Origin of the sequence: Streptomyces sp. NPDC086835 (genome assembly GCF_044745705.1) — a bacterium.
Classification (GTDB): Bacteria; Actinomycetota; Actinomycetes; order Streptomycetales; family Streptomycetaceae; genus Streptomyces.
This window is the reverse complement of sequence record NZ_JBIVAU010000005.1, coordinates 385,636-399,852: the sequence shown is the minus strand read 5'-3', so window position 1 is coordinate 399,852 and position 14,217 is coordinate 385,636. Positions and strand designations below refer to the sequence as shown.

12 protein-coding genes are annotated in these 14,217 nt (G+C 70.7%); 9 read left to right on the top strand and 3 right to left on the bottom strand.

The genetic code is table 11. The features are described 5' to 3' along the window. Window positions 1-235: 235 nt before the first annotated feature. Genes ACIPJI_RS19660 through aroF form a run of 3 tightly spaced genes read right to left on the bottom strand, consistent with a single transcriptional unit; the run spans window position 236 to window position 3,897 of the window. Window positions 236-1,735 carry an isochorismate synthase MenF gene (locus tag ACIPJI_RS19660; protein ID WP_402247614.1) on the bottom strand — a complete coding sequence of 500 codons (1,500 nt, stop codon included), beginning with the start codon at window positions 1,733-1,735 and terminating at the stop codon, window positions 236-238. A 2-nt stretch (window positions 1,736-1,737) separates the two neighbouring features. Continuing rightward, on the bottom strand, window positions 1,738-2,835 hold the full coding sequence (locus ACIPJI_RS19655) for an AMP-binding protein (RefSeq protein ID WP_402247613.1): 1,098 nt from the start codon (window positions 2,833-2,835) through the stop codon (window positions 1,738-1,740). Between the two features lie 24 nt (window positions 2,836-2,859). Continuing rightward, window positions 2,860-3,897: a 3-deoxy-7-phosphoheptulonate synthase gene (aroF, locus tag ACIPJI_RS19650; protein WP_402247611.1), complete on the bottom strand. Its 1,038-nt coding sequence runs from the start codon at window positions 3,895-3,897 to the stop codon at window positions 2,860-2,862. A 256-nt stretch (window positions 3,898-4,153) separates the two neighbouring features. Here aroF and ACIPJI_RS19645 point away from each other — a divergent pair, with 256 nt between their 5' ends. The 9 genes from ACIPJI_RS19645 to ACIPJI_RS19605 all read left to right on the top strand — a co-directional run bounded on the left by ACIPJI_RS19645 (window position 4,154) and on the right by ACIPJI_RS19605 (window position 14,102). After that, on the top strand, window positions 4,154-4,825 hold the full coding sequence (locus tag ACIPJI_RS19645; RefSeq protein ID WP_402247609.1) for a cyclase family protein: 672 nt from the start codon (window positions 4,154-4,156) through the stop codon (window positions 4,823-4,825). Window positions 4,826-4,860: 35 nt separating this feature from the next. Then, window positions 4,861-5,316, top strand: coding sequence for a hypothetical protein (locus ACIPJI_RS19640; RefSeq protein WP_402247607.1), 456 nt, complete (start codon window positions 4,861-4,863; stop codon window positions 5,314-5,316). After that, window positions 5,270-6,664, top strand: a complete 1,395-nt coding sequence (locus ACIPJI_RS19635) for an aldehyde dehydrogenase family protein (RefSeq protein ID WP_402247605.1) — start codon at window positions 5,270-5,272, stop codon at window positions 6,662-6,664. The genes ACIPJI_RS19640 and ACIPJI_RS19635 overlap by 47 nt, the downstream gene beginning before the upstream one ends. Before the next feature lie 60 nt (window positions 6,665-6,724). Continuing rightward, window positions 6,725-7,819 (top strand): hypothetical protein, encoded by a 1,095-nt coding sequence (locus tag ACIPJI_RS19630; protein WP_402247603.1) that lies wholly within the window; start codon window positions 6,725-6,727, stop codon window positions 7,817-7,819. Window positions 7,820-7,912: 93 nt separating this feature from the next. Next, on the top strand, window positions 7,913-9,220 hold the full coding sequence (locus ACIPJI_RS19625; protein WP_402247601.1) for a multidrug effflux MFS transporter: 1,308 nt from the start codon (window positions 7,913-7,915) through the stop codon (window positions 9,218-9,220). A gap of 94 nt (window positions 9,221-9,314) precedes the next feature. Continuing rightward, window positions 9,315-10,514 carry an NAD(P)/FAD-dependent oxidoreductase gene (locus ACIPJI_RS19620; protein ID WP_402247599.1) on the top strand — a complete coding sequence of 400 codons (1,200 nt, stop codon included), beginning with the start codon at window positions 9,315-9,317 and terminating at the stop codon, window positions 10,512-10,514. A 23-nt stretch (window positions 10,515-10,537) separates the two neighbouring features. Beyond that, window positions 10,538-11,617 (top strand): histidinol-phosphate transaminase, encoded by a 1,080-nt coding sequence (gene hisC, locus ACIPJI_RS19615; RefSeq protein ID WP_402247597.1) that lies wholly within the window; start codon window positions 10,538-10,540, stop codon window positions 11,615-11,617. Window positions 11,618-11,666: 49 nt separating this feature from the next. Beyond that, entirely contained in the window at window positions 11,667-12,938 is a 1,272-nt protein-coding gene (locus ACIPJI_RS19610) for an MFS transporter (protein WP_402247594.1), read from the top strand. A gap of 108 nt (window positions 12,939-13,046) precedes the next feature. Continuing rightward, window positions 13,047-14,102, top strand: coding sequence for a zinc-binding dehydrogenase (locus ACIPJI_RS19605; RefSeq protein WP_402247592.1), 1,056 nt, complete (start codon window positions 13,047-13,049; stop codon window positions 14,100-14,102). Window positions 14,103-14,217 lie beyond the last annotated feature (115 nt).

The following is a 14,217-nucleotide window of genomic DNA, read 5'->3' as shown; positions in this document are numbered from 1 at the left end:
GGACGACATCCGAGGTGACCGTCCTTGCAGAGCCGGCAGCGGGGCGGGGTGTTCTCCGCGCACCCGCCCGCCGCCGGCTCATGGGTGTCCACGAACAGGTGCCGCGTCCCCAGCTCCTGCGTGATGTGCCGCCCCTGCGGCCTGCTCCAGGCCCGACAGGCTCGCGGAGTCCCCGGTGACTTCCAGGACCCGGCCGGGCCGACCCTGGTGAGGGAGGACCCGGACGGGATACCGGTCACTCGATTCCCAGGGCGGACATCATCGGGCGCAGCTTCGCGCAGGACTCCGCGTACTCCGCCTCGGGATCGGAGTCGGCCACGATGCCGCAGCCGGCGTACAGCGAGGCGGATGGGCCGTCGACCAGGGCGGATCGTATGGTGACCGCGAACTGACCCTGCCCGGAGTGGTCGGCCCAGCCGACCACTCCCGCGTACCAGCTCCGGTCGAGCCCCTCGTTGTCGGAGAGCCAACTCAGCGACTCCTTGCGGGGGTGCCCGCCGAGGGCCGGGGTGGGGTGGAGACGGTCGACGAAGTCCAGGATTCCCGCGGTGGAGTCCGCCGCCAGCTCGCCGCGGACCTTCGTCGACAGATGCTGGACGTTGGCGAGCTTGACCACGCTCGGTTCCGCATCGGAGGCGACATTGACGCACGAGTCCCGCAGGGCGTCGCGGAGCATCTGCACCACGACGTCGTGCTCGTGCTGGATCTTGGCGCTCCCGGCCAGTTCGAGGGCGAGCGCCGCGTCCTGTTCCGGGGTGAGCCCTCGGGGCGCCGTGCCGGCCAGCCCTAGCGCGTGCACCGCCCGCCGGTCGACCCGTACCAGGTACTCGGGGGTCGCGCCGAGGAAGGTGTACTCCTCGTGGTCCACCGCGAAAACGGTGGTGTCGGGATAGGCGCTGCGCAGCCTGTTCACCGCGGTCGGCACGTCGAACGGGCTGGAGGCGGTGACCCGCAGCTCGCGCGCCAGCACCACCTTCTCGAAGGCGCCGTCCCGGATCCGGCCGGTCGCGCGGTGGACCAGCCCCTTCCAGTGGTCGGCGTCCGGCAACTCGGTCCTGGTGTACGTCCGTCCGCTTGCGTACGCGGACTTCGGCGCTTCGGCGGCGGCCTCCGGCGGAAGGCAGAGGTCGGCCAGATGGATCAGGCCGTTGGCCACCAGCTCGGGGTCGCTGTCGTGCAACAGCACCGCGTTGAGGCGTAGTTCGGCCGGGCCGGGACGGTCGGTGGCGGCCTGGTCGGGCACCGTGCCACGGATCTGCAATGCGGGCACCCACATCAGGGCATCGGGAAGGCGTCCCCTCTCCGAGGCGTCCTCGGGGCTGAACGCGAAACCGCCGATGACCAGGGGGCCTTCGCCCGCGGGCAGTTCGGTGTCCGCTGTTCCTCCCGCGACGAGGTCCCGGGTCAGGGCCTGCCAACCGTCGCGGACGGATGCGACACGGTTCTCGCCCCGTCCCCGCAGATCACGCGCCGATCCGATTGCGACGACGGATCCGCGGTCCCATGCCGACTGCCACAGGAAGGAACGCGGCGTACCGCGACGGGCCCGACTCCAGATCGCGACGGGGTCAGCGAGGGAGAGCGGCTTGGCCCAGCTGACGAGAACAGGACGCTGGCTGCGGCGGGCCTGGTCGAGGGCGCGCCGGCAGGTGGCAAGCAGGCTGTCCCGGTCGGTACGTTCGAGCACCGCGACGGGCCGCTCAGGGGTGAGCACGGGTGTGGCAGTGGAGCTCATGCCTAGTACACCCCTTCGACAGCGGTCTGGCCGTCGGCCACGGCGAGGGGCCTGATGTCGGCCAGCCCGTCCTGGGGGTACTTCGCGGTGGGCGCGATGCGCAGCACGGAGTCGCGCTCCAGCGTCCAGGGGAGCAACAGGTCCCGGGAGACGAGGCTGATCTTCGCCTGCCCCCGCTCGCCGTGGGCGACGGAGGTGCTGGTGTTCTCGGGGTCCACCACCTTGACCCGGCTGAACGGGTGGAAGGGGATGAAGACACAGCGTTCGTCGTCCTGTCCGCCCTCACGGGGACGCTGTGGGGCGATGCCCATCATGGTGTTGCCGTACAGGCCGACCACGGCGGCATCGGGGAAGAGCTCGTCCTCGAAGGCCCGGAGTGTCTCGGGGCTCACGCTGGTGCCGGCCCAGATGATGCCGCGCACCTTCCGCTGCACCAGATCCAGCAGCTTGTCGTCGGCGGCCAGTGCTTCGAGCACCGGCGGGGTGGCGAAGAGGACGGAGACGGGCTGGGTGGACAGGATGTCGCGAGCCTGCGCCAGGATGTGCTTCACATAGCGGGCGGCCTCATCGGTCCGCCCCTGCTTCACGCTGTTCTTGACCCAGCGCGGGTCGAAGTCGATGTAGTGGCAGAACGTGCCGCGCATCTGCGCCAGCAGCCCGATGGAACGGCCCACGATGTGTGGCCCCGTGGGCCCGAGATGCAGCCAGTGGCCCTCGCCCTCGCCGGGAACCTTGTGATCGGCGAGAACCTCGCTCACCCAGTGGACACCGTTGCGGCGCGACCGCGATTCCACGATGCGTTTGGGCCGCCCTGTGGTGCCCCCGCTGTCGAAGACCTGGAAGTCCCAGCCCTCCCTGCCGATTCCCGCGGGGACCAGCGCGTCGACCGGCACGTCCTTCCATTCGTCACTGACGTCCGGGAAGAGGTCGAGGTCGTCCCAGGTGTGGACGTCGGTGAGCGGGTTGAAGTCCAGTTCCGCCGCGCGCTTCACCCAGTACGGCGAGCCGGTGGTGGGGGAGAAGTGCCACTGCATCGCGGCGTGGATGAAGTCCTCCGGCGCGAGGTCGGCGGCTAACGGGTCGATGATGTGCTCGGACATGTGGTGACTCCAAGGAATGTGGGATCAGGCGAGGGAGTGGGTGAGGGCCGGCGACAGGGTGCGCCCCACGGCCTCCACGACCGGCTTGAGCCGGTCCATGAGGGTGCTGAACTGCTCACCGTCGAGAGCCTGGGCGCCGTCGCACATCGCGTTCGAGGCGTCCGTGTGGACATCGACGATCAGCCCGTCGGCACCGCACGCGGCCGCCGCCAGGGACATCGGCGCGACGAGGTGGGGCTTGCCGGTGCTGTGGCTCGGGTCGACGATCACCGGCAGATGGGTGAGCCGCTTGGCCTCGGCCACCGCGCTGAGGTCCAGGGTGAACCGGGTGCCGCGCTCGAAGCTGCGGATACCGCGCTCGCACAGGACGACGTCGCTGTTCCCCATGTGCAGCACGTACTCGGCCGCGAGCAGCCACTCCTCGATGGTGGCGGACATTCCGCGCTTGAGGAGGACGGGCCGTCCGGAAGCTCCCGCCTCGCGGAGCAACTCGAAGTTCTGCATGTTCCGCGCACCGATCTGGAGCATGTCGCTCTCCTCGGCGACGCATTCCACGTCTTCCGGGGTCACGACCTCGGTGACGACCGGCAGGCCGGTCCGCTTCCGCTGCTCGGCGAGGAGGGTCAGCCCCGCGAGTCCCAGCCCCTGAAAGCTGTACGGGGAGGTCCGGGGCTTGAACGCGCCGCCGCGCAGCATGACGGCGCCGCTTGCGACGACCGAGTCCACCACGGCGTTCATCTGCGCCGGGCTCTCGACCGCGCAGGGACCGGCGATGACGGCGAATCCGGTGCCGCCGAACACCGCTCCGCCGGCGGAGCGAAGCGTCACTTGGGTGTCCTCGGGACGGAACACACGGCTGGTCAACCGCTGCGATCCGGACACTGTCACCACTCGGTCGACGCCGGGCGCACTTTCCAGAACCGTTGCCAATTCAGGCCCGTCGGTTCCTTCGGTGATTAATGCTGTGACACCCGCCACAGTGCTGGATATCGGAATCAGGCCACGGCTCCGAAGTAATTCACTTGCGGATTCAACCTGTTCGCGGACAGCCTGCGGACTCATTACCACGATCATGGAAAGCCTTCCAAGGGACTGTCGGGATGCTCCGATAGAGCTCAGGGGGGGTGCCGCCCAGTCGTGGTTGTGGCATCGCCATCGCTGAGTCTTGTCCCCCCGGAAAGATCTGCAATCGGACAGTAGTTCAGAAGTGAGGGGATTGCCAAGCGCATTGTTCCTGTGCTGTCATCGCCGTGCCGTCCTCAGGCAGGGCGTCTGCCGTTGGCTGAAAACTGAACGAAATGAACAGCGGGGGTACATCATGAAGATGGTCGATATCAGTCAGGGTTGGTACGAGGGGATGCCTTCCTATAACGCCTCGTGGTATCCGAAGTTTGGTATACGTAAGGCGATGTCCCCGGAAACCGACCCGGCCGGCGTGGGTCGGACCTTCTCCGACCTCCAGATCTTCCCGCATAACGGGACTCATGTGGAATCTGGATTCCACTTCTACGAGAACGGCGCGAAAATCGACGAGGTCCCGCTGGAGACCTTCGTCGGACGGGTGGTCATCGCGGACCTCTCCGACCACCGCGATCTCGACCCCGTCACCGGCGACGAACTGGAGAAGGCGGTCCGCGACGTATGGCAGGCCGGCGACCGCCTGCTGATCCGTACCGACCACCCGAACCGGTACCTGGGCCGGGAGGACTACTGGGACAAACCGCCCTATCTCACCCTGTCCTCGGCGGACTGGATGGTCGAGAACGACGTCGCCCTCGTTGGCATGGACTGCATCACCGAGCGGCCGGACGACCGCAGTGGGCAGGTGCACCGCCGGCTGCTGGCCGCCAACATCCCGATCCTGGAAAACATCCAGAACCTTGACCGGATCACCAGTCGGGTCGCTCATCTGATGGCGCTTCCGGTCAAGATTTCCGGAGTGGAAGCCGCTCCGGCGCGCGCTGTGGTGTTCGATGGATGGCCGGTCTGACCCCCCCCGGCGGAACACTCACGCAAGGGGTCCACGTGGCTGGAAATCTGACAGTCGTTTGTCTTGAAGAGGTCGGGAACCAGACGGCCGCCGTCGTCGGCGAAGAAATGGAAGCGGCACTGCATCGGCTCGGGAATCCATTACGGGACATGGGCAAGGGCGACCGGGTCGTCGTCAGGGCTGATATGTTCCGGCGAGCACCGGGTCTCCGGACGCGCCCGGAACTGCCGGTAGTGCGCGCGTCCGCGCGCGGCTCCGAGGTGTTGATTGCCGGGCGCACTCAGGTGTTAGGGGAAAGACTCGACGCCCTCTACGAGCACCGCGAAGCCGGCGTATATCCGGAGGGTTTCCCTCTGCAGGCGATCCGGACGAGCGGAATCCGCTATTTGATGGGTCATGACGGCCAGGAGCACACCCGGTTCCGGTTCACGATCCGGCTCTCGGATGATTTCCGAACCCTTTCCTGGTCGGCACCAGAGGAGTTGGTCTGACGTGTTGTCCATACCCGTGCTCCGTGACGGGGAGGAGCGGAGTTCCCGCGACACGCGTGTCCTGCATGGCGTGACCGGCGTCCCCCTCGCCACCGTCCACGAAGCGCCCGCCCTGGTGACCAGGCTCACGGTCAAGCGCATGCGCGAAGCACCGCAGATGGCACCGGACGAGCGCCTCGCGGTGCTGGCCGACGCGGGCCGCCGGTTCGCCGAGGCCACCCTGGGCGGACAGACCCCGGAGGAGTACTGCCGCCTCCAGGCACTCGTCTCCGGCGTGCCGATCCGGGTGGCTCGCCAGACCCTCGGTCGCATGCGGGACGACTGCGGGCTGCTCGGCGACGTCGTCGCGAAACAGTGCCCCGTCGGCGCCGGCCGCACGGCCCGCTGGGTGCGCCGCGGTTCGGTCTTCGGTGTCGTGGCCCCCAGCAACCACCCGGCCACCCACGGAGCCTGGCTCCAGGCCGTGGCGCTGGGGTACCGGGTCGTGGTGCGTCCGGGCACCCGTGACCCCGTCACCCCGCTGCGCCTGATACGGGCGCTGCTGGAGGCCGGGCTCGATCCCGGGTGGATCAGTCTGCTGCCCGGGTCCCACGCCGCCGCCGACGCTCTCATGGACGCGGCCGACCTGTCCCTGGTCTACGGCAGCGAGGCCACGGTGGCCCGGCTGCGCGGCAACGACCGGGTACTGGTCCGCGGTCCCGGCCGGAGCAAGATCCTCGTGGACGGACCGGTCGACGAGGCGGGACTGGACCACCTCGTCGCCGAGGTCTCCGCCGACGGTGGAGTGCGGTGCACCAACACCACCGCCGTCTTCACCTCGGGCGACCACCGCGCCCTGGCCGAAGCGCTGGCCGAGAGACTGGCCGCGTTGCCGGGCCTTCCGGTCACCGATGACCGGGCGGTCCTCCCCGTCCGCCCGCGCAAGGAGGCCGAAGGTCTGCGGGCGGCTCTCCACCGGGCCGCCCAGGGTGCCGTCGATCTGACGGAGCGGTACTACGAGGCGGACGGCGGTCCGGTGACCGTCGTCGACGAGGATGCCGCGGCGCTGCGGCCCGCGGTGATGTGCGTGGACCGGTCCGACCACCCGGGGCTGGGCGCGGAACTGCCGTTCCCCTGCGTATGGGTGGCGCCCTGGGAGCCGTCGGAAGGCATCGGCCCGCTGGACGACTCCTTGGCCCTGACCCTGCTCACCGACAACGCCGCGCTCGTCGATGAGTGCCTGGACACCCCCGGCATTCGCACGGTCCTGCACGGCAGGGTCCCGCGCTGGTGGCGGGATCCGTATCTGCCGCACGACGGGTACCTCGGGCAGTTCCTCATGGAGGCGCGTGGTTTCGCCGGATCGTGAAACCAGCGTCGCCCTGACCGACCGCTCCCAGGTCATTCCGAAGACAGTGAGGTGATTGACATGTCTGCTGCCTGTCCCGACATCCCGATCGTCGTCCTTCCCGAGAACAACATGGTGCGCTGCCGCACCCGCCCCGCCGCACCGATCGCTGCCGCTCTCACCGCGGCGACCGACGCGCTGATGCGTCTGCACGGTGAGCTGTTGAACCCGGCGGGAGCCGGCGACGCGGCCCGCAAAGCGATGGACGCGGCGGTGGAGGAGAACGACCGGCTCGCCGTCGAGGCCATGGTCGTCCCGATGGATGCCGTGGCGCTGAAGCCGATCGTTCCCAACCACGAGTACTTCGGGGTCCGCACGGCGCCGGTCGACGACGCCCGCCTGGTCTCTGAAGTGACGACGATCATCGCGCGGTCGCTGCGCGATCTGCGCAACGCGCGGCTGGATCTGAACGACCAGGCCTACGAGGTCCACGCCATGGCCAAGATTCTGGAAGGCCTGGTTCCGAGCGACTGCGCCGCGGCGCAGCCGGACGAGGCCCCCGTGGCAAGGCAGGCCCCCTATGCTCCGGGCGACGACGAGCTGACGCGGTGGGTCATCACCCACCACTTCTACTTCGTGCTCAACCTCGCGGCGGCCGACGCCGTCTCCCGGGCGGCCGCCGCGCTGGCGGACGGGGACCGCGACGCGGCGTTCGACGCCCTCCAGGAGGCCATCGCCTATGTCCGTGGCTTCACCGCGGCCATGATCCATTCCGGGGACATGTCGGCTCCGTGCTACGACGCGAAGGTCCGGCCGACCATGCAGCCGCCGGCCGTGCCGGTGGCACTCACCGGCCGGACGCAGCCTGAGCACAAGGCGTTCAGGAAGGCCATGCGAAATCTCGTCAAGGCCTCCGCGCAGTCCTTCGCGGAAATGGCGGCGACCGACCCCGAGCTGGCGCTCGCCCGCGACGCGCTGCTCGAGGCCGATCTGCAGGACATCGAGCGGCACATCAGTGTGACGGCCGCTCTGGTCGGTGACGACCGCTCGATCGTCCAGGGCGAGGCCTCGGCCGAGAGTGCGATCGGTGTGCTGCGCACCATGCGGCACTCCCGGGCGGAGCTGTACCGCGACTTGATGAGGTTCGGTGACCCGGTCACCCTCATCGGAACCTGAACAACACCGAGCTGACCGGAGGGTCCGGCCGGGGCGTCCTCGCCGTCGGCATCGGCCGGACCCGCCGGCTCCCGTCCCCCTGAAGGGAACAGCGTGACGAAGACCGCACAAGACCGTGGCGAGGCACCTCCGTTCACTCTTGTGGCGACCCTGGCCGCGCTGTCCGCGCTCGGCCCACTGTCGATCGACATGTACCTCCCGGCGCTGCCCGAGCTGGGCAGGGACCTCGGCGGCGGCGCCTCACTGATCCAGCTCACCCTCACCGCCTGCCTGGTCGGGCTCGCGCTCGGCCAGGCGGTGGCGGGCCCCGCCAGCGATCTGCTGGGACGGCGCCGACTGCTGCTCGGCGGCATCATCGGCTACACCACGGCGTCGCTGCTGTGCCTCATCGCGCCGAACGTCTGGCTCCTGATCGTGTTCCGGCTGTTCCAGGGCGCCGCGGGCGGCACCGCGATCGTGATCGCCCGCGCCGTGGTCCGGGACCGGAACGAAGGGGCCGCGGCTGCCCGCTTCTTCGCCAGCCTCGTCCAGGTCAGTGCGCTCGCGCCGATCGTGGCGCCCCTGGCCGGCGGGGCGCTGCTCCAGGTCATGCCGTGGCGCGGGCTGTTCGCTGTCATCACCGGGCTCGGCGCGGTACTGGTCGTCGTCGTGTACCGCGCGATGCCCGAGACGCTGGCCCCCGAGGACCGTCGCGGCGACGGGCCGAAGGCCGTACTCGTGACGTTCGGCAAGCTGGCCGCCGACCGGGCCTTCGCGGGATACATGCTCACCGGCGGGCTGGCCTTCGCCGCGATGTTCACCTACATCTCCGGTTCGCCGTTCGTGATCCAGGAGGTCTACGGCCTTCCCCAGCTGGCGTTCGCCGGCATCTTCGCGGCGAACGGCGTGGGCATCGTCATAGCCGGCCGCGTCGGCGCCCGGCTGCTGGACCGGCACGGCTCCCGCAGGCTTCTCGGCATCGGTCTGTCCATCGCCGCCGTGGGCAGTCTGACCGTGGCGAGTTCGCTGGCAGCCGGGCTCTGGACGCTGCTGCCCGGCCTGTTCCTGGTGGTTGCGCCGATCGGGCTCATCCTGCCGAACTCGATGGCTCTCGCGCTGTCCGGCCGCCCGCCGCGGATGGCGGGCACCGCCTCGGCCCTCATGGGGCTGGCCCAGTTCGCCCTCGGCGGACTCGCCGCCCCGATGGCCGGCCTCGGCGGTTCCGACACTTCGGTCCCGATGGTCCTGGTCATCGTCGGCCTGAGCCTGTCCGCCCTCGCTGCCTTCGGGCTGACCCCGCGCCCGCCGGTGACCGATGAGCCGGACCGGGCGGCACAGTCACGGCGAAACCGCGGCCGGCCGGGCCGGCGGGGAGAGGAACGGGCAGTTCGCCGTAGCCATACGCGCCGCGCTCGGCCTTGACCGAGCAGCAGCGCCGCGGGGCCCCTTCACGAGACCGCCCCGGGGTCCGTCCCCCTTTCCCCCCTTCCCCCGACTCGCACGGAGAACTGGCACCTTGACCCTGGACAACGTCCTCGTCGTCGGCGGCGGACTCGCCGGCTCGCACGTCGCCGCGGCACTCCGCGCCCGCGGCTACCGGAAGGCGCTCACCCTCGTCGGTGCGGAACCCCACCCGCCGTACGACCGCCCGCCGCTCACCAAGTCGGTGCTGGCCGGCGATGAAGGGGACACTTCCTTCCCCACCGACTGGGCGAACCTGGGAATCGACCTGCGCCTCGGTGAACGCGCCGAGGCCCTCGACCTGCATGACCACCTGCCGGGCGGCGTTCTGAAGACGACGGCGGGCGCACTCGCCTTCGGGGGGCTGGTCCTCGCGACCGGCGCGGAGCCTGTCCGGCTGCCCGGCGAGGGGCAGCAGCACGTGGTCCGCACCGTGGACGACGTGCGGGCGCTGCGCCCGCTGCTGCGGCCGGGCACGCACCTCGCGCTCGTCGGCGCAGGTTGGATCGGCGCCGAGGTTGCCACGATCGCGGCCGCGAAGGGATGCCGGGTCACGGTCCTGGAGGCGGACCGGGCTCCGCTCGCCGCCGCGGTCGGCGCCCGGATCGGCGCGTGGACGGCCTCCTGGTACCCGGAGGCCGGGGTCGCCCTGCGCTGTGGAACGGCCGTCACCTCCGTGGACCCCGGCGGACTGTGCCTGGCTGATGGGGAGTTCCTCGCCGCGGACGTGGTGGTGGTGGGTGTCGGCGCCCGCCCCGCGGTCGACTGGCTCAGGGCCTCCGGTCTGGAGATCGCGCGCGGCGTGGTCGTCGACGAGTCCCTGCGTACCGCGCGGCCCGAGGTGGTAGCACTCGGCGACTGCGCCGCCTGGTGGTCACCGCGGTACGGGCGGCACATGGTGGTCGAGCACTGGGACACCGCGCTGAAGGCGAGCGAACTGGCCGCCGCCGCGCTGCTCGGTGAGGACGTGTGCCATGACCCGGTTCCGTACTTCTGGTCGGAGCAGTTCGGCCGGATGGTGCAATACGCGGGCGACCACCAGGGCGCCGACCAGGTGGTGCTGCGCGGCTCGCCGGAGGACCCGGAGTGGGCGGTCCTGTGGCTGGAAGGGGATCGCCTCCTCGCGATCCTCACCGTGAACCGCCCCCGCGACCTGGTGCAGGCACGCCGCGCCCTCACCACCGGCTGTGTGGTCGACCTCCGGGCCGCCACCGACCCCGGCACCGCGCTGCGCGACGCCCTGCGCGCAGCATGAACGACCCGGAAGGGACCTTTCTCATGACCACCCAGGAAGAACTGCCCCGGTTCCGCGCGGCCGTGCGCGGCCTGGTGAGCTACCGGCCTGAGAAGCCGGCGCTCTCCCCGGAGGGCCGCTCCTACGCCCTCGCCGCCAACGAGACGCCGTTCGGCCCACTGCCGAAGGTGGCACGGGCGATCCAGGAGCAGATCGAGGGCATCAACCGCTACCCCGACAACAGCGGCCAGGCCCTCACCGCAGAGCTCGCGGAGCGGTTCGGGGTGGAACCGGACGGCATCGCACTGGGCTGCGGTTCGGTGGGCGTCGCCCAGCAGCTGATCACCGCCGTCGCCGAACCGGGTGACGAAGTCCTCTACGCCTGGCCCTCGTTCGAGGCGTACCCGCTCCTCACCCGGCTCGCCGGAGCGGTCCCCGTCGCGGTGCCGCTGCGTGAGCACGTCCATGACCTCGCGACGATGGCGGAGCACCTCACCGACCGCACCCGGCTGGTTTTCGTCTGCAACCCGAACAACCCGACCGGGACGGTCGTCGGCCGCGCGGAGCTGGAGGAGTTCCTGGGACGCGTGCCTCCCGGCTGCCTCGTCGTCCTGGATGAGGCGTACCACGAGTACGTGCGCGCCGAGGAGGTCCCCGACGGGCTGTCCCTCTTGCCCGGCCGCCCTCACCTCGTCGTCCTGCGCACGTTCTCGAAGGCGTACGGACTGGCAGGGCTGCGCATCGGCTACGCGGCCGGCCACCCCGAAGTGATCGGCACCCTACGCAAGGCCTACCTGCCGTACAGCGCGGGCAGTGTCGCGCAGGCGGCCGCGATCGCGGCGCTGCGCTCGGGGGACGAGGTGGCGAGGAGGACGGACATCATCACGGCAGAACGCACGCGCCTCGCCGCCGCGCTCGAGGCACGGGGATGGCGCGTACCTGCGAGCGAGGCCAATTTCCTGTGGTTGCCGCTCGGCGAGCGCGCCACCGCCTTCGGCGTGCACTGCGCGACCGCTGGGGTTTCCGTACGGGCCGTGGGGGGCGCCGGTGTCCGTGTGACCCTGGGCCTGCCTGCCGACAACGACGCTTTCCTGGCGGCGGCCGCGTCCTTCCCCCCTGCCTGACTCGCACCTACTGGGAGCCGGCGGTGTACGGCTCGAAATGGGGGGACGCATGTCCTTTCTCCGCCCTCGCTTCCCGGGCGAGCGCGCCCTGGTCTCTGGCATCGCCGTGGACGCGGTCGGCTCCGGGATGTACATCCCCTTCAGCCTGGTGTTCTTCCGTCATGTGACCGGATTGCCGCTACCGGTGATCGGTCTGGTGCTCACCGTCACCGGGCTCGTGGGCATCGCCGCCGTCCCCGTGGTGGGCATTGCGGTGGACCGCTTCGGCGCCCGCACCATGCAGATCTCCGTGTACGTGGTGCGGGGCCTGAGCTTCGCCTGCTTCCCGCTCGCCGACGCACTGCCGGTCTTCGCCGTCGTCGCGCTCCTCACCGCGGTGGGAACACGCGCCTTCCCGCCCGCCCAGGAAGCGCGGATCGCCGAACTCGCCGAAGGCACCGAACGGGACCGCTTGCAAGCTCTCAGCCGCAGCCTGGGCAACGCCGGTCTCGGCGCGGGGACTCTGATGGCCTCCGTCGTCATCGCCACCGCGGGTGGTTTCGGTTACACGGTCACGGCGTGGCTCAACGGAGCGAGCTTCCTCGTCGCGGGATTCCTCGCCGCGCGCACCCCGGCCGCGCCGCCCCGCCCCCCGGCGGGCCCGCGCGTACGCGGCGGTGGCTACCGAGTCGTCGCCAAGGACCGGCCCTTCCTCGGCCTGGTCTGCGCCAACCTGCTCGTCGTCCTCGGCTTCTCGGCGCTCACCACGCTCCTCCCGCTGTACGCGACGGGCTGGCTGGACGTGCCCGAAGGACTCGTCGGCAGCGCCTTCCTCCTCAACACTGTGTTGTGCGCGGCCCTGGGTGTCCCCGTCGCCGCCCTCGCTCGGCGCTGCTTCACCACCCGCCCCCGGGCCGCCGCCGTCGGTGCCGCGCTCTTCTCCCTCTCCTTCCTCGCGCAGGCGGCGCTCGGCACCGTCCGGCCGCACGGCGTTCCGCTCCTGCTCGCCGGACTACTGGGTGCGGTTTTCGTCATGACGGTAGGCGAGATGGTGTACACCCCCTCCGCCGGAGCGCTGTCGCAGTTCGCCGCGCCCCAGCGGCTGCGTGGCCGCTACCTCGCCACCTACCAGTTGTCGTGGTCGCTGGCGTACGCCCTGGGCCCGACGGTCTTCACCTCGCTGCTCACCGTCGACGGCCGGCTGCCGTGGCTGCTCGTGGCAACCACGGCGGCGCTCGGCTCGCTCCTGCTGGTGCGCGTCGAGCGCCACCTTCCGGCCGACGCCGTCACCTTCGTCCCCGCCCCCGCTCCCGGGAGCACGACCACGACCGCCGCCAAGTGACCCCGGGCCTCGTACCCCGCACACACAGGGTCGTCACTCGCCGCCCGACCTACCGCACCGCCCCTCGTACCGAAGCGCTTCCGGCACCGTCCCAAGGAGATCACTGTCATGAGAGCCGCTGTATTCCACGGCAGGCGCGACGTCCGGGTCCAGGAGTGGCCCGCCCCTCCGGCTCCCGGGCCCGGGGAGATCCAGCTCGCCGTGGTGCGCGCGGGCATCTGCGGCACCGACGTCGAGGAGTACGCCTCCGGCCCGCACCTCATCCCGCTCGCCAAGCCGCACTTCGCGAGCGGTCACCAGGGCCCGCTGGCCATCGGCCACGAGATGGTCGGCGAGGTCGTCGCGACCGGCCCCGGCGTCGACGCCTTCACTGAAGGTGATCTGGTCGTTCCGGGCTCCGGGGTCTCGTGCGGGAACTGCCGCTGGTGTGCGCAGGGGCGGACCAACATCTGCGGGCGGTACTACACGCTCGGGCTGCATGTGGACGGCGGACTAGCCGAGCGGGTCAACGTCCCGGCGGGGATCAGCCGTTCGGTGGGCGGACTCGCCCCTGACGTCGCCATCATGGCGCAGCCCCTCGCCGTGGCGCTGCGGTCGGTACGCGGCATCACTCCCGAGCCGGGCAGGACCGTCGTGGTGATCGGCCTGGGCAGCATCGGATCGCTCGCGGTGGCCGCCTGCGCGGCCCGAGGAGTCGAGACCATCGGCGTCGACGTCTCGGCCGCCCGGCGGGAGACAGGGCGCCGTGCAGGCGCGGGGCTGCTGATCGACGCCTCGCGTGAGGACGCGGCCACCGCGATCAGAGCGGCGACGGCTGGGGTCGGCGCGGACGTGGTGATCGAGGCCTCGGGAGCGACCGCCGGTCTCGTGACCGCGATGAACGCGGTCTGCCGGGGCGGGCATGTCCGCCTGGTCGGCCTCCACCGCGACCCTTCGCCGCTCGACCTGACCCGGCTGGTCCTGGAGGAGATCACGCTCGACACCTCGAAGGTCCACGTCTGCGATCAGGACCTCCCCGAGGCCCTGGCCCTGCTCACCGCGCACCCGGAGATCGCCACGACCGCGCTCGACCAGGTCATCTCCCTGGACAGGCTCGTCCCCGACGGCCTCGAACGCATCGAGCGAGGGGACGCCACGGGCAAGATCGTCGTCCGCGTCCCGTAGGACTTCACAGGTCACCGCCTCCTCATCGCCCGCGCCTCGACCGCCGAGTGCGGGGGCCGGGCCCCGCTCCGGTTCCGGGGCCGGAGTGAGGCCGACGCCGGGGCGCCCAGGGTGT